Raw genomic sequence first — 15,039 nt, 5'->3', positions numbered from 1 at the left:
CGTGCCCGCCTCACGGCGGCCCGGTGACACCCTCATAAAATGCGGTAAAACAGCGAGAAATCCGGCCCCAAGCCGGAGCGATCCAGAAGCCAGCGGAGGAAACTGAAGAGCCATGCGTGAGATCGGTCATTTCATCGGCGGCAAGACCGTCAAGGGCACCTCCGGGCGCTTCGGCGACGTCTTCGATCCCAATACCGGCGAGGTGCAAGCCAAAGTGGCGCTGGCCAAGAATTCCGAGGTCGAGCACGCCATCGCCAACGCCGAGGCCGCGCAGCCGGCCTGGGCCGCGACCAATCCGCAGCGCCGCGCGCGCGTGATGTTCAAGTTTCTCGAGCTGGTGCAGAAGGAATACGACGACCTCGCGCGCCTGCTCTCCTCCGAGCACGGTAAGACCTTCCCCGACGCCAAGGGCGACATCCAGCGCGGCCTCGAAGTGGTCGAGTTCGCCTGCGGCATCCCGCATTTGATGAAAGGCGAGTACAGCACCAGCGCCGGTCCCAGCACTGACCTCTATTCGCTGCGCCAGCCGCTGGGTGTCGTCGCGGGCATCACGCCGTTCAATTTCCCGGCGATGATCCCGCTGTGGAAATGCGCGCCGGCAATCGCCTGTGGCAATGCCTTCATCCTGAAGCCATCGGAGCGCGACCCGTCCGTGCCGATGCGCATCGCCGAGCTCTTCCTTGAAGCCGGATTGCCCGCCGGGATCTTCAACGTCGTCAACGGCGACAAGGAAGCGGTCGACACGCTGCTCAACGATCGCCGCGTGATGGCGATCGGCTTCGTCGGCTCCTCGGCGATCGCCGAGTACATCTATGCCACCGGCTGCGCCAACGGCAAGCGCGTGCAGTGTTTCGGCGGCGCCAAGAACCACATGATCGTGATGCCGGACGCCGACCTGGACCAGGCGGTCGATGCGCTGATCGGCGCCGGCTACGGCTCCGCCGGCGAGCGCTGCATGGCGATCTCCGTCGCGGTGCCGGTTGGCGAGAAGACGGCCGACGCGCTGATGAAGAAGCTCATCCCGCGCGTCGAAAACCTGAAGATCGGCCCCTCCACCGATGCGGGCGCCGACTACGGCCCGCTCGTCACCAAGCAGGCGCGCGACCGCGCCAAAAACTACGTCGATATCGGCGTCAAGGAAGGCGCCAAGCTCGTCGTCGATGGGCGCGGCTTCAAGATGCAGGGTTACGAAAACGGCTTCTTCATGGGCGGCTGCCTGTTCGACCATGTGAAGCCGGACATGAAGATCTACAAGGACGAGATCTTCGGGCCGGTACTCTCGGTCGTGCGCGCCAAGGATTACGAGGAAGCGGTACGGCTGCCGAGCGAGAACGAGTACGGCAACGGCGTCGCCATCTACACCCGCGACGGCGACACCGCGCGCGATTTCGTCAACCGCGTCGAAGTCGGCATGGTGGGCGTGAACTTCGCGATCCCGGTGCCGCTCTCCTACTACACCTTCGGCGGCTGGAAGCGCTCCGGTTTCGGCGACTTGAACCAGCACGGACCGGACTCGATCCGCTTCTACACCAAGACCAAGACCGTCACCTCGCGGTGGCCGACCGGCACCAAGGAAGGCGCCGAGTTCGTCATCCCGACGATGAAATAGGCGCGGCGGCGCGCGCAATGCAGCGGGCGCTCGCCGCAGGCTTCGCCCTGATGCTTGCCGGCTGCGCCGGCGGGCAGAGCCTCCTGTCCGCGAGCAGCACGCCCGCCCCCGGCGACATGAACGGGCACTGGGTGCTGACCGCACCCGGCGCGCCGTCCTGCGCCATGACTTTCGCAGGTAGCCTCGGCGCGCTCACCGGCACGATCTCGCCGGAAGGCGGCTGTCCCGAGCGCTTCTTCCTGAGCCGCCACTGGAGCATCGGCGAGAACGGCCTGACCATCAGCGACGACGAAATGAAGCCGCTCGGAACGCTCACCTTCTCCGGCGACCGCTTTAGCGGCACCTCCGTCGCCGGCACCAAGGTGACGCTCACGCGATAACGACAACGGGGAGACCGATGGCCGAATACGAACTCTATTGCTTCGCGCAGTCCGGCAACTGCTATCGCGCCGCGCTGATGCTCAATTTGATCGGCGCGGACTGGGAGCCGAAGTGGGTGGATTTCTTCGGCACGATGGTCCAGCGCTCGCCGGCCTATCGTGACGAGGTCAACGAGATGGGCGAGGCGCCCGTGCTCGTGCATGGCGAAAAGAAGCTGTCGCAGTCCGGCGTCATCCTCACCTACCTCGCCAACCGCAGCGGTCAGTACAAGCCGCAGGGCGAGGACGAAGAACTCGAGGCGCTGCGCTGGATCATCTTCGACAATCAGAAGGTCAACGGCTTCCTCGGGCCGTATCGCTTTTTGAAGAACTTCGCCAAGCCAGCCGGCGCCCCCCCGGTCATGGATGCGTTCAAGGCGCGCGCGCTCGGTGCGCTCGGCATCGTCAACAAGCGGCTGGAGAAGACGCCGTTCCTGGTCGGCGACAGACCGACTACCGCCGACGTGTCGTTGACTGGCTATCTCTATTATCCGGCGGAGGAGTTCGGCTTCGACATCGCCAAGGATTACCCCGCGATTGCAAGCTGGCTCCAGCGCATGCGGGCCCTGCCCGGCTGGGCGCATCCCTACGATCTTATGCCGGGCTATCCTTTCGGCACGCAGGGCTATCGCAATCGCTGATTTTTTTGAGTCCCGCCATTCGTTGGCATCGTTCCGGAAATGACATGGCCGCAAATCCGAAGATCGTCGTCCGCTTCAACTTTCCCTACGACCCGGCCATGGACGAGCGCTTTGCGCGCGAACCGGACATCGCGCTGCGCACCTGCCAACGCGAGGCGGCGGACGGCAGGATCTGGGCGGACCTCGCGGAAGCGCATGTCTATCTGATCTCGTCGGCGAAAGACGAACTGCCGCGGCAGTGGTTTGCCACCGCCGACCTGCTGGCGCGCTGCCCCAAGCTCCTGTGCGTGTCGACGAGCGGCGCCGGCTACGACACCGTCGATGTCGACGCCTGCACAAAGGCCGGCGTCATTGTCGTCAACCAGGCCGGCATGAACGCGGGCGCCGTCGCCGAGCACACGCTCGGCATGATCTTGTCGCTGTCGAAGCGCATCGGCGAAAGCGATCGCCGCCTGCGGCGCGAACGCGGCTTTGCGCGCGAGGAGGTGATGGGCTGCGACATCGCGGGCAAGGTTCTCGGCATCGTCGGCATCGGCCATGTCGGCACGCGGGTCGCGCGGCTGGCTGACGCCTTCGGCATGACCGTGCTCGCCTACGATCCCTACGTCGCCGCGGATGAGATCGTCGCGCGCGGCGCGCGGCCAGCGGCCCTCGACGACCTGCTGGCGCAATCGGATTTCGTCTCCGTTCACTGTCCGCGCACGGCCGAGACTTTGGGCATGATCAGCGAGCGCGCCTTCGGTCGCATGAAGAAGGGGGCGATGCTGGTGACCACGGCGCGCGGCGGCATCGTCGATGAGGCCGCATTGTACGCGGCGCTCGCATCCGGCCGCCTTGGCGGCGCCGGCGTCGATGTCTGGGACCGCGAGCCACCGCCGCTCGATCATCCGCTGCTGACGCTCGACAACGTCATCGCCACGTTCCACACGGCCGGCGTGACGGTCGAAGCGCGCCGCAACATGGCAGCGCAGGCGGCCGAGCAGATCGTCGGCCTGCTCAAGGGCGGCCGGCCCCCGCGGCTCGTCAACCCCGAGGCATTGCCGGCCTATCGCGCGCGTTTCGAGGCGATCCTGGGGCTCAGTTCAGCCGCGCCGGACGTTCTTCATCGTCTGTGATCGAACCAGGCGCCGGCGCGAGACTCTCGCTTGGCGCCGCCGCGGCGGCCCGCGCCGCCTGCGCGGAGGCGGCGTCGCGCCGCAGATTGTTCTGATACGACCGCCAGCCGAGCGGCAGCACCACGAGATAGGCGATGGTGCCGATGCTCAGCACGATCCACGGATAGCTGATCAGCAGCGCGACGAAGAGCACCGCCGCGACGAATACCGGCAGCACACCTTCCGGCGGCACGCGCTTGCCCACCCGCTTGCCCGAGAAGACCGGCAGACGCGACACCATCAGGAACGCGATCGCGAGCGTGTAGATCAGCACCACCCAGGCGGTGACCAGGCCGTTCGGCACGCCAAGGAAATAGAGATAGGTCGGCAGCAGCACGGTAATGGCGCCGGCCGGCGCCGGAATGCCGGTGAAGAAGTCGGCGGCCCAAAGCGGCTTGTTCGGATCGTCGATCATCACGTTGAAGCGCGCGAGCCGCAGCGCCGTGCACAGCGCGAAGACCATCGCCGCGATCCAGCCGACCGACTTCAGCTCGTGCAGGCCCCAGAAGTAGAGGATGAGGCCCGGCGCGACGCCGAAATTGACGAAGTCGGCGAGGCTGTCGAGTTCGGCGCCGAAGCGCGACGTGCCCTTGAGCATGCGCGCGACGCGGCCGTCGATGCCGTCGAGCAGCGCGGCAAAGACGATCGCCGCCAGCGCCAGGTCGAGACGGTTCTCGACCGACATGCGGATGGCGGTGAGCCCGGCGCACAGCGCCAGCAGCGTGATCATGTTCGGCAGCAGCGTGCGCACCGGGATCGCCTTGAAGCGGCGGCGGAAACGCGGCGGGGCCGGATCGATGGGTTGGAACACCATGGTGGCGAATATAGCGTGCTCGATGGCTTTTCGAAGCCATTGCCCAAAAACAATGAACGGGCGCTGAAGACTTGGGCAGCGGCGCCTGGCACGGCGCCTGCGAACCCGTTTCATGCAGAAAACTACCGATAATTCAGTCGATTAGGCCGTCGCCGGACGCTGGCCCGTATTTTGCGACACCGGATCGGAACCCCTCCCGATTCCTCAGGAGTTTGCCCGTGTCCGTTTCCACCATGTCCCCGACCGTTTCCGCCGCGAGCTCCTCGACGCGGTGGGTCCAGCTCGGGCTCGGCCTCGTCGCCATGATGTCGATCTCCAGCCCGCAATATGTCTGGACCCTGTTCACCAAGCCGCTGCAGACCAGCCTCGGCGTCGGCCTCCCGGCGATCCAGATCACCTTCTCGCTCGTGATCGTGCTGCAGACCTTCTTCTCGCCGCTGCAGGGCTATCTCATCGACAAGTTCGGGCCGCGCCTGCTCATCGCCATCGGCTGCCTGCTCTCGGGCGCCGGCTGGGTCGCCACCGCCTATGTGCACAGCCTGACCGGGCTGTACCTGACCTACGGCCTGCTCTGCGGGCTTGGCACCGGCATCGTCTACGTCGGCATCGTCGGGCTGATGGTGCGCTGGTTCCCCGACCGCCGCGGCTTCGCCACCGGCATGGTCGCGGCCGGCTATGGCTTCGGCGCCATCCTCACCACATTCCCGATCGACACGATGATCAAGGCGTCCGGCTACCAGCACACGTTGGTGGTCTTCGGCTGCATTCTCGGCGTGGTCGGTGCGGTTGCGGCGCTCGCCATGCGCATGCCGACCGCCGACGACGCGCTGCCGGCGCCGGCCGTCATGTCCTCGGGCAAGAGCATCGGACCGGGCGAGATGATCAAGACGCCGGTGTTCGGGCTGATGTTCGTCATGATGACGATGATGTCGACCGGCGGCCTGATGATCATCTCGCAGTTCGCCGCTTTCTCGCGCGCCTTCGGCGTCGCCGACGTGGTCGTGCTCGGCATGGCGGCGCTGCCGCTGGCGCTGTCGATCGACCGCATCACCAACGGCGCGACGCGACCGTTCTTCGGCTGGGTGTCGGACCGCATCGGCCGCGAGAACACGATGGCGATCGCCTTCCTGATGGAAGCGGCCGCCGTCACGGCGATGGTGCTCTTGCGCAACGACGCGCTCGTCTTCGCGCTGCTCTCCGGCGTCGTGTTCTTCGGCTGGGGCGAGATCTTCTCGCTGTTCCCGTCGACGCTGACCGACACCTTCGGGACCAGACACGCCACCACCAATTACGGTGTGCTGTACATCGCGCAGGGCATCGGCTCGGTGCTCGGCGGGCCGCTCGCCGCGCTCTTGCACGACAAGACCGGCACCTGGCTGCCGGTCTTCGCCATCATCATCACGATGGATGCCCTGACGGGGCTGCTCGCGTTCTTCGCGCTCAAGCCGCTGCGTAAACGCTACGCGGCGGCGTGAGGGGGCGCACGGCGGCCGCGCTGACCTCTACCCGGCACGGAAAGCACGGCCGCCGTCGCCTCCGATCAGATCGGCGAGCACCGTCTCGCCGGCAAGCGCGGTCTGCCCGACCGCCACAAGCGGCGGCGTGCCTTCGGGCAGATAGACGTCGAGGCGCGAGCCGAAGCGGATCATGCCGAAGCGCTCGCCGACACCGACCGGCTGGCCTTCCTTGACGAAGCAGACGATACGCCGGGCGACCAGCCCGGCGATCTGCGTCACCGCGATGCGCGGACCGGCCGTGGTGACGATCACCAGCGAGTTGCGCTCGTTGTCGGCGCTCGCCTTGTCGAGGTCGGCGTTGAAGAACTTGCCCGGCGTGTAAACGATCTTCTCGACGCGGCCCGCGACCGGGCTGCGGTTCACGTGGCAGTTGAACACGCTCATGAAGATGGAGATGCGCGGCAGCGGCGTCGGACCGAGGCCGAGCTCACGCGGCGGCGCCGCGGTGGTGATCTGACTGACGAGCCCGTCGGCGGGCGCAATCACCAGACCGTCGCGCACCGGCGTCACCCGCGGCGGATCGCGGAAGAAATAGACGCACCACAGGGTCAGCAGAGTGCCGAGCCAGCCGAGCGGCGTCCAGATCCAGAACAGGAGCAGCGCCACCAGCGCGAAGGCGCCGATGAAGGGATAGCCCTCCGGCGTGATCGGCACGAATTGCTTGCGGATGGATTGGACGATGGACATTTTGGGTTAGCCACGAGTGCGGGTTCCCCTCTCCCCTTGGGGGAGAGGGTGGCACGCGGAGCGCGCCGGGAGAGGGGTTCTTTCTTGCCTGAGCGTTACCGCTCTTGCGATCTCGCCGAGCAGGACGTCGGTGCGCTTCAATACGTCATCGTTCCAGAATCGCAGCACACGATAGCCTTCACTTGTCAGCCGCGCATCGCGTTTTCGGTCAGCAGCATTCTCGGCATGCTGCCCGCCGTCGACTTCGACGATCAATCTGTACTTGAGACAGACGAAATCAACGACATACGGTCCGATCGGCGCCTGCCGCTTGAATTTCAGATCGAGGAAGCGATGGGCGCGCAGCCGATACCAGAGCCGGTGCTCGGCATCGGTCATTTGGCTGCGAAGGCCTTTTGCAAACGCCCGTTTCATACCCCTCTCCCGGTTCGGCCTTCGGCCGAACCACCCTCTCCCCCAAGGGGAGAGGGGAAGAAGAGTGCCCTGCAGCGAGGTCAAAGCAAAGTCGCTTGTCATCGCGCTCGGCGGGCTCATTCAGCCGCGGTCACTTGCGGCTCTGGCTCCACCACCGCCGGCGGGGGATTGCGGTTGGGCGCGGCATCGTCGTCGCCGGCGCGGGCAAGCCGCTCGCGCGCCTCCTCCGCCTCGCGCTGCCTGTTCCACATGCTGGCGTAGAGACCGTTCTGCGCCAGCAGCGCGTGATGCGTGCCGCGCTCGACGATCTCGCCGCCATCGAGCACGATAATCTCGTCGGCGCTTACGATGGTCGAGAGCCGGTGCGCGATCACCAGCGTGGTACGGCCCTTGGAGACCCGCTCGAGGGCATCCTGGATTTCCTTTTCCGTGTGGCTGTCGAGCGCCGAGGTCGCCTCGTCGAGCACCAGGATCGGCGGAGCCTTGAGGATCGTGCGCGCGATGGCGACGCGCTGCTTTTCGCCACCGGAGAGCTTGAGGCCACGCTCGCCGACTTCCGTCTCGTAGCCCTTCGGCGACAGGCGGATGAAGCGGTCGATCTGCGTCAGCGAGGCCGCCTCCTCCACTTCCGCGTCGCTCGCTTCCCACCGGCCGTAGCGGATGTTGTAGCGGATGGTGTCGTTGAACAGCACCGTGTCCTGCGGCACCATGCCGATCGCCTGCCGCAACGACTTCTGCGTCACCGACGCGATGTCCTGGCCGTCGATGGTGATACGCCCGCCGGAGAGATCGTAGAAGCGGTACAAAAGCCGCGAGATCGTCGACTTGCCGGCTCCCGACGGGCCGACCACCGCAACCGTCTTGCCCGCCGGCACTTCGAAGCTCAGACCTTTGAGGATGCGCCGCGCAGGCTCGTAGGCGAAGGCGACGTTGTCGAAGCGGATGGTGCCGTGCGTCACGGCGAGCGGCTTGGCGTCCGGCGCATCCTTGATCTCGGTCGGCCGCGCCAGGATCGCGAACATCGACTCGATGTCGATCACCGCCTGCTTGATCTCGCGATAGACCATGCCCATCAGGTTCAGCGGCTGGTAGAGCTGAATCATCATCGAATTGATGAGCACGAAATCGCCGACTGTCTTCGAGCCGGCGCGGATCTCGAAAGCGCACATCACCATGGCGGCGGCGAGCCCGAGCGTGAAGATGATCGCCTGGCCGGCGTTGAGCACGGCGAGCGAGGTATAGGCCTTCACGCTCGCGTCCTCGTAGCGCGCCATCGAACGGTCGTAGCGCGTCGCCTCGCGCTCCTCGGCGGAGAAGTACTTCACCGTCTCGTAATTGATAAGCGAGTCGATCGCCTTGACGTTGGCGTCGGTGTCGCTGTCGTTCATCTTGCGGCGGATGCCGATGCGCCACTCGGTCGCGAGATACGTGTAGACCATGTAGAGCACGACGGTGGCGAGAATGACGGCGACGTAGCGCCAGTCGAACTGCCAGACCAGCACGCCGACGATCAGCGCAAGCTCGATGATGGTCGGCGCGAGCTGCAGGATGACCATGCGCACGATGGTCTCTATGCCGTTGCGGCCGCGCTCGAGCACGCGCGTCAGGCCGCCTGTCTTGCGCTCGAGATGGAAGCGCAGCGACAGCTCGTGCATGTGCACGAAGGTGCGATAGGCCAGCCGGCGCACGGCGTGCATCGCCACCTTGGCGAAGAGGCCGTCGCGCATCTGCGTCAGCGCCGCCATCAAGACGCGCATGGCGCCGTAAGCGAGCGTCAGCGCGATCGGCGCCGCCGCCGTCCATATCAGCCAGTTGGAGGCCTCAGTCGGCGCCGAGCCGTGCCCGATGAGCGCGTCGGTCGCCCATTTGAACGTGAACGGCACCGCGACGGTGGCGAGCTTGGCGGCGAGGAGCAGCACCAGCGCCCCGAGCACGCGCAGCTTGAGGTCGCCGCGGCCGGCCGGCCACAGATAAGGCCAGAGATTGATCACCGTGCGCAGCAGCGCGCCGCGGTCATCGGGAGCCCGCGGCGGTTGTGCCGGGGGATGGGAGCGATTCGCAGTCATTCAGGGTCCGGACCAGGCGGCGGAACTCGAATGCCGCCGCGGTTTCATATAGGCGGATTCCCGGCGGTAATCACCCTCCCGCCAGCATAAACCTCGCTGGAATCGGTCGAAATCCCTCGCCGCCTTGACGGTCCTGCCGCGGCAGCGCACATGCAGGGGGCACGAGAACGGTCCCGATGAGCGACATCCGAAAAGTCTGCGTCTATTGCGGCTCCAGCCCTGGAACCGATCCCGCCTACGTCAAAGCCGCCCAGGAGTTTGGCCGCATCCTCGCCGAAGCGAAGGTGGGCTTAATCTACGGCGGCGGCGCCGTCGGCATCATGGGCGCGCTCGCCAACTCCGTGCTCGACCACGGCGGCGAGGTGACCGGCATCATCCCAGAGTTCCTGATGTCGCGCGAGCGCGCCCTGCGCGGCACGCACGAGCTCATCGTCACGCGCGACATGCACGAGCGCAAGCGCAAGATGTTCGACATGGCCGACGCCTTCGTCGCCCTCCCCGGCGGCGTCGGCACCTTGGAAGAGGTGGTCGAACAGATCACCTGGATGCAGCTCGGCCGCCACAAGAAGCCGATCCTGCTCGCCAATGTGCAAGGCTTCTGGGACCCGCTCTGCGCCTTGTTCGACCACATGAAGGCGCTGGAATTCATCAATTCGCGCCTCGACTTCACCGTGCTGGTCACCGACACCGTCGGCGAGATCCTGCCGATGCTGCGCGATTTCGCCGCCAAGGTGCCGGAAGAAGCCAAGAAGATGGAGCCGACCGCGGCGGAGCGGCTTTAGGGCTTCGTGTCCCGGGCGCGGTGCAGCACGCAGTGATGCGCCGCATCCGGCGCACGTGCGATTTCATCCCTTCACGAACGTCACCGCCTCGATGCGATTGCCGTCGGGGTCGCGGATGAACGCGGCATAATAGCCCTCGCCGTGCTGCGGCCTCAGGCCCGGAGCGCCGTCGGATGTGCCGCCATGCTTAAGCGCCGCGGCGTGGAAGGCGTCGACCAGTTCGGTCGATCGGGCGCGAAAGCAGACATGTGCGCCGCTGGTCGGCGATGCCGGAGGCAAGTCGCTGCGCAAATTGATCCAGAACTCGGCATAATGCTTGCCGAAGCCGACGGTGGCGGGACGTCTCTCCAGCGCGGTGAAGCCGAGCGTGCCGAGCACCGCCTCGTAGAAACGGGTGCTGGCTGCAAGATCGCGCACGGGTACGGAAACGTGGTCGATCATGAGGTCCTTCCTTCACCTCCTCCGCGTGCGGGGAGAGAGAAAAGTCACACCGGGGCCCCCGACTTGACCAGCTTGAACACCACCGAATCCATCAGCGCCTGGAACGAGGCGTCGATGATGTTCGCCGACACGCCGATGGTGGTCCAACGCTCGCCGTTCTCGTCCTCGCTCTCGATCAGCACGCGCGTCACCGCCTCGGTGCCGGAATTGAGGATACGCACGCGGAAATCGGTGAGTGACAGACCCTCGATGTATTTCTGATATTTGCCGAGATCCTTGCGCAGCGCCTGGTCGAGCGCATTGACCGGACCGTTGCCTTCCGCCGCGGAGATCGTACTCTCCTCGCCGACCTTTACCTTGACCACCGCCATGGCCACGGTGACCTGTTCGCCGACCGCGTTGTAGCGCTGCTCGACGGTGACATCGAACTGCGTCACGTCGAAATAGTTCGGCACCGCGCCCAGCGTACGCCGCGCCAATAGCTCGAACGACGCGTCCGCCGCCTCGTAGGCGTAGCCGATCGCCTCGCGCTCCTTGACGATCTCCAGGAGCCGGCCGATGCGCGGATCGTCCTTGTCGGCCTTGATGCCGACACGCTCGAGCTCGGCGAGCACGTTCGACTTGCCGGCCTGCTCCGACACCAGCAGCTTGCGCCGGTTGCCGACGCTCTCCGGCGGCACATGCTCGTAGGTCGCCGGATCCTTCATGATCGCCGAGGCGTGGATGCCGGCCTTGGTGACGAAGGCACTGTCGCCGACGTAAGGCGCGTGGCGGTTCGGCGCGCGATTGAGCCGCTCGTCGAGCGCGCGCGAGATGTGCACCAGCCGGTGCAGCGCCGCGTCCGAGACGCCGATGTCGAAGCGGTCGGCGTAGTCCGCCTTCAGCTTCAGCGTCGGGATGATCGAGACGAGATTGGCGTTGCCGCAGCGCTCGCCCAGCCCGTTGAGCGTGCCCTGGATCTGCCGGGCGCCGGCCCGCACCGCGGCGAAGGAGTTCGCCACCGCCTGCTCGGTGTCGTTGTGCGCGTGGATGCCGACGTGGTCGCCGGGAATGACCTTGACCACGTCGCCGACGATCCGCTCCACCTCGTGCGGCAGCGTGCCGCCATTGGTGTCGCACAGCACCACCCACCGTGCGCCCTCTTCGTACGCCGCCTTGGCGCAGGCGAGCGCGTAATCGGGGTTGGCCTTGTAGCCGTCGAAGAAGTGCTCGCAATCGAGCAGCACTTCCCTGCCCTTCGCCTGCGCCGCGCGCACGCTGTCGCGGATCGAGGCGATGTTCTCCTCGCCGGTCGTCTCGAGCGCCACCTTCACATGATAGTCCCACGACTTCGCGACGAAGCAGATGGCGTCGGCCTGCGCGTCGAGCAGCAGCGCCAGGCCGGGATCGTTCGAGGCCGAGCGGCCGGGCCGCCGCGTCATGCCGAACGCGGTGAAGGTGCTCTTGAGCTTGCGCTTCGTGCCGAACAATTCCGTGTCGGTCGGATTGGCGCCCGGATAGCCACCTTCGACATAATCGATACCGAGCTCGTCGAGCATCGCCGCGATGGCGAGCTTGTCGGCGAGCGTGAAGTCGACGCCGTTCGTCTGCGCGCCGTCGCGCAGCGTCGTGTCGAAGAGATAGAGGCGCTCTTTCGCCATCACCATAATCCGAAATACTTGGTAGCGACGGCGATCGCCGCCACGATGATCGCGACCTTGAGCACGATGTAATAGAGCCAGTGGCGCGGGAACGGCGTGTCCGGTCGCTTCATGGCTTGGGCCCCTTGAGCTGTTTGCTCATCGTCGTGTTGGCGAGCCACTCGTCGCCCATCGAGATCGAATTGCGCTGCTGCGCGACATAGCCCCGCTTCTCGAAGAAGCCGCGCGCCGTATCGCTGGCGTCGACGGTCAATTTCTCCGCGCCGCGCCCGCCGGCGAGCTTCTCCAGCGCGTCGGCGAGCATGGCGCCGGCGCCGTGCCCTGCCGCGCCCGGATGCACGTAGAGCATGTCGACCTTGTCGCGGCCTTCGAGCGAGGCGAAGCCGACCGGCGAGCCGCTCATGGTGGCGACGAGCGTGAGCTGCCGGCCGAGTTTCTTGGTGAAGTTTGCGACGTCGTCAGCGGTGGAAGCCCATGCTGCCTGCTGCGCCTCGCTGTAGTCGTCGCCGGTCAATTCGGCGATCGAGGAGCGGAATATCTCTGCGACGACGGCTGCGTCCTCGGCAAGGAACGGCCGCAGCGCGAATTGCGGATTGGCGACGGCGCTCATCGCGCGATCTCCCAGGTCGTGCCGTCCTTCGAATCCTTGAGCACGACGCCCATGGCGGCGAGCTCGTCGCGAATGCGGTCGGACTCCTTGAAGTCCTTGGCCTTGCGCGCCGCGGTGCGGGCGTCGATCAATCTTTGAATTTCTTGCTTGCGGTCTTCTGGCACCAGTTGCGCCGCGGCTTCGCTAATAGCCGCAATGCTTGCGGATGACATCACTGCATGCGTGATAACTCCAAGCCATTCACCAGTGCTATGAAGTTTCTGCGCGGCTTGATGGTCACCTTTTCTAGCGTGATCTGCGAGTTTATGCATCTCGGCTAGCGCCATCGGAGTATTGAGGTCATCCAACAGAGCTTTTAATACGCCGCGCTCTGGTTCGATTCCCGAGTTAAACGATGTCTTATGACGCTCCAGAATGTTGGCCCAATGACGGAGCGCGTTTGCGGACTCATTCAAACCGCTCACCGTCCAATCGATCGGCTGCCGGTAGTGCGTGCGCAGCATGTTGAAGCGCAGCACCTCGCCCGGCCAGTCCTTGAGCAGGTCGCGGATGGTGAAGAAATTGCCGAGGCTCTTCGACATTTTCTCGCCTTCGACCTGCAGGAAGCCGTTGTGCATCCAGTAATTGGCCATGACCTGCGTATGGAAGGCGCAGCGCGATTGCGCGATTTCGTTCTCGTGGTGCGGAAAGACGAGATCGATGCCGCCGCCATGGATATCGAAGGTCTCGCCGAGATGCTTCCAGGCCATCGCCGAGCATTCGATGTGCCAGCCCGGCCGGCCCGGCGCAGCGATGCCGCAGGGCGAAGCCCATCCCGGCTCGCCCGGCTTCGACGGCTTCCACAACACGAAGTCCTGCGCGTCCTTCTTGTAGGGCGCGACCTCGACACGGGCGCCGGCGATCATTTCGTCGAGCGGCCGCTTGGACAGCCGGCCGTAGTCCGCCATCGACGGCACGTTGAACAGCACGTTGCCTTCTGCGACGTAGGCGTGCCCGCCCGCGACGAGCCGCTCGATCAGCGTCTTCATCTCCTCGATGTGCTCGGTCGCGCGCGGCTCGACGGTCGGCGGCAGGCAGCCGAGCGCCGCCACGTCCGATTTGAAATTTGTGTAGGTCTCTTCCGTCAACTGGCGGATGTCGACGCCGCGCTCGGCCGCGCGCGCGTTGATCTTGTCGTCGACGTCGGTGATGTTGCGCACGTAGGTGACGTGGCGCTCGCCGTAGATGTGCCGCAGCAGGCGGAACAGCACGTCGAAGACGATGACCGGCCGCGCATTGCCGATATGGGCGAAGTCGTAGACCGTCGGCCCGCACACATACATGCGCACATTGGCGGGGTCCAAAGGCTGGAACACCCGCTTCTCGCGCGTCAGCGTATCGTAGAGCTTGAGCTCAACCGCCATGAGACAACACCCGTCGGCCGCGCTGGCCGGGCGTCTGTCAGGATCTCAAGGGTTGAGAGAATAGACGGCCGAGCCAGCGATGGTCGCTAGCGAATAATAATGCGGCAGATGCCGCCGTTGGTTTCGAGGCCGTACATTTCGGCGGCACAATGGGTTGTGGACGGCGCGGCGTCAAGGGCCGGTCTCGGGCGTTTCCGGCCCTCGCCTGCCCCAATTCGGCCTCGGCCGGCCCCTAAAGCCCCGCGTCCCGCAGGGTTAAGGCCGGCTTAAGCATTTCCCTGCATCCTTCCTTCGGGCGCTCTGGGGCGCCATTCGACGCATCTCTCGGGCGAACTCATGCGGACCATTCTGGCCGGCCTCCTCGGCGTGTCCCTCCTTGCCGCCGCGCACGCGGCGCAGGCGGAGCGTCGCATGTTCATCATTCCCAACGACGCCGACGGCTACGGCGTCGACCGCTGCCTCGCCAACGGCGAGCATTGCGGCCAGCCGGTCGCCAACACCTATTGCCAGACGCACCAGTTCGCTTCGGCCGCAAGCTATCGCAAGGTCGATCGCGACGACATCACCGGCGCCATCCCGGGCGGCGCATCCGGCGACTGCCGCGGCGGCAAATGCAGCAATCTCGTCGCCATCGTCTGCACGCGGTAACTGGATTTCTCCGTATCCTGAGGCGTGCGCCGCAAGGCGCGCATCGAAAGGCGTGCGAGCCCCCAACCTTCTCTTGTCATCGCCGGGCTTGTCCCGGCGATCCCGCTTAGAAGGCGCTGTGCCACCTTTATCGGGATGACCGGGACAAGCCCGGCCATGACAACCGAGGATCGGCGCGCCACGGCCACCCGTTC

At 65.6% G+C, this 15,039-nt stretch carries 15 protein-coding genes; 7 read left to right on the top strand and 8 right to left on the bottom strand.

Annotation, left to right across the window (positions count from 1 at the left end; genetic code table 11):
- The first annotated feature begins 112 nt into the window (after positions 1 to 112).
- From VGV41_RS03660 to VGV41_RS03645, 4 genes are read left to right on the top strand one after another with little or no spacing between them, the layout of a single operon-like run.
- On the top strand, positions 113 to 1,609 hold the full coding sequence (locus tag VGV41_RS03660; protein WP_326862295.1) for a CoA-acylating methylmalonate-semialdehyde dehydrogenase: 1,497 nt from the start codon (positions 113 to 115) through the stop codon (positions 1,607 to 1,609).
- Positions 1,610 to 1,626: 17 nt separating this feature from the next.
- Entirely contained in the window at positions 1,627 to 1,989 is a 363-nt protein-coding gene (locus VGV41_RS03655; protein WP_326862294.1) for an AprI/Inh family metalloprotease inhibitor, read from the top strand.
- 17 nt (positions 1,990 to 2,006) lie between these two features.
- A complete protein-coding gene (locus tag VGV41_RS03650) occupies positions 2,007 to 2,669 on the top strand; it encodes a glutathione S-transferase family protein (RefSeq protein ID WP_326862293.1) in 663 nt (220 codons plus the stop codon).
- A 44-nt stretch (positions 2,670 to 2,713) separates the two neighbouring features.
- Positions 2,714 to 3,784 (top strand): hydroxyacid dehydrogenase, encoded by a 1,071-nt coding sequence (locus tag VGV41_RS03645; protein ID WP_326862292.1) that lies wholly within the window; start codon positions 2,714 to 2,716, stop codon positions 3,782 to 3,784.
- On the opposite strand, the gene pssA is transcribed toward VGV41_RS03645, so the two are convergent.
- Positions 3,747 to 4,637, bottom strand: coding sequence for a CDP-diacylglycerol--serine O-phosphatidyltransferase (gene pssA / locus VGV41_RS03640; protein ID WP_326862291.1), 891 nt, complete (start codon positions 4,635 to 4,637; stop codon positions 3,747 to 3,749). The two genes, VGV41_RS03645 and pssA, sit on opposite strands and share 38 nt — an antisense overlap.
- A gap of 233 nt (positions 4,638 to 4,870) precedes the next feature.
- Here pssA and oxlT point away from each other — a divergent pair, with 233 nt between their 5' ends.
- On the top strand, positions 4,871 to 6,112 hold the full coding sequence (oxlT, locus tag VGV41_RS03635) for an oxalate/formate MFS antiporter (protein ID WP_326862482.1): 1,242 nt from the start codon (positions 4,871 to 4,873) through the stop codon (positions 6,110 to 6,112).
- 27 nt (positions 6,113 to 6,139) lie between these two features.
- Here the strand turns inward: oxlT and VGV41_RS03630 are convergent, their stop codons facing one another.
- The 3 genes from VGV41_RS03630 to VGV41_RS03620 all read right to left on the bottom strand — a co-directional run bounded on the left by VGV41_RS03630 (position 6,140) and on the right by VGV41_RS03620 (position 9,321).
- On the bottom strand, positions 6,140 to 6,841 hold the full coding sequence (locus VGV41_RS03630) for a phosphatidylserine decarboxylase (RefSeq protein WP_326862290.1): 702 nt from the start codon (positions 6,839 to 6,841) through the stop codon (positions 6,140 to 6,142).
- A 6-nt stretch (positions 6,842 to 6,847) separates the two neighbouring features.
- Positions 6,848 to 7,255: an endonuclease domain-containing protein gene (locus VGV41_RS03625; RefSeq protein WP_326862289.1), complete on the bottom strand. Its 408-nt coding sequence runs from the start codon at positions 7,253 to 7,255 to the stop codon at positions 6,848 to 6,850.
- A 116-nt stretch (positions 7,256 to 7,371) separates the two neighbouring features.
- On the bottom strand, positions 7,372 to 9,321 hold the full coding sequence (locus tag VGV41_RS03620) for an ABC transporter ATP-binding protein/permease (RefSeq protein WP_326862288.1): 1,950 nt from the start codon (positions 9,319 to 9,321) through the stop codon (positions 7,372 to 7,374).
- A 176-nt stretch (positions 9,322 to 9,497) separates the two neighbouring features.
- Here VGV41_RS03620 and VGV41_RS03615 point away from each other — a divergent pair, with 176 nt between their 5' ends.
- Positions 9,498 to 10,103: a TIGR00730 family Rossman fold protein gene (locus tag VGV41_RS03615; protein WP_326862287.1), complete on the top strand. Its 606-nt coding sequence runs from the start codon at positions 9,498 to 9,500 to the stop codon at positions 10,101 to 10,103.
- Positions 10,104 to 10,166: 63 nt separating this feature from the next.
- Here VGV41_RS03615 and VGV41_RS03610 read toward each other — a convergent pair whose 3' ends face one another.
- From VGV41_RS03610 to cysS, 4 genes are all read right to left on the bottom strand, one after another.
- Complete coding sequence (locus VGV41_RS03610; protein ID WP_326862286.1) at positions 10,167 to 10,544, bottom strand: VOC family protein; 378 nt, start codon at positions 10,542 to 10,544, stop codon at positions 10,167 to 10,169.
- A gap of 44 nt (positions 10,545 to 10,588) precedes the next feature.
- Complete coding sequence (cimA, locus tag VGV41_RS03605) at positions 10,589 to 12,184, bottom strand: citramalate synthase (protein ID WP_326862285.1); 1,596 nt, start codon at positions 12,182 to 12,184, stop codon at positions 10,589 to 10,591.
- 109 nt (positions 12,185 to 12,293) lie between these two features.
- Complete coding sequence (locus VGV41_RS03600) at positions 12,294 to 12,794, bottom strand: GNAT family N-acetyltransferase (RefSeq protein ID WP_326862284.1); 501 nt, start codon at positions 12,792 to 12,794, stop codon at positions 12,294 to 12,296.
- A complete protein-coding gene (gene cysS / locus VGV41_RS03595; protein ID WP_326862283.1) occupies positions 12,791 to 14,197 on the bottom strand; it encodes a cysteine--tRNA ligase in 1,407 nt (468 codons plus the stop codon). Before cysS ends, VGV41_RS03600 begins: the two co-directional genes overlap by 4 nt.
- A gap of 336 nt (positions 14,198 to 14,533) precedes the next feature.
- Between cysS and VGV41_RS03590 the strand changes: the two genes are divergently transcribed.
- On the top strand, positions 14,534 to 14,845 hold the full coding sequence (locus VGV41_RS03590; protein WP_326862282.1) for a hypothetical protein: 312 nt from the start codon (positions 14,534 to 14,536) through the stop codon (positions 14,843 to 14,845).
- The last annotated feature ends 194 nt before the right edge of the window (positions 14,846 to 15,039 follow it).

Origin of the sequence: Pseudolabrys sp. (assembly GCF_035943735.1) — a bacterium.
Lineage (GTDB): Bacteria > Pseudomonadota > Alphaproteobacteria > Rhizobiales > Xanthobacteraceae > Pseudolabrys.
The sequence above is the reverse complement of the archived record's forward strand: the minus strand, read 5'-3'. Positions and strand labels throughout refer to the sequence as shown.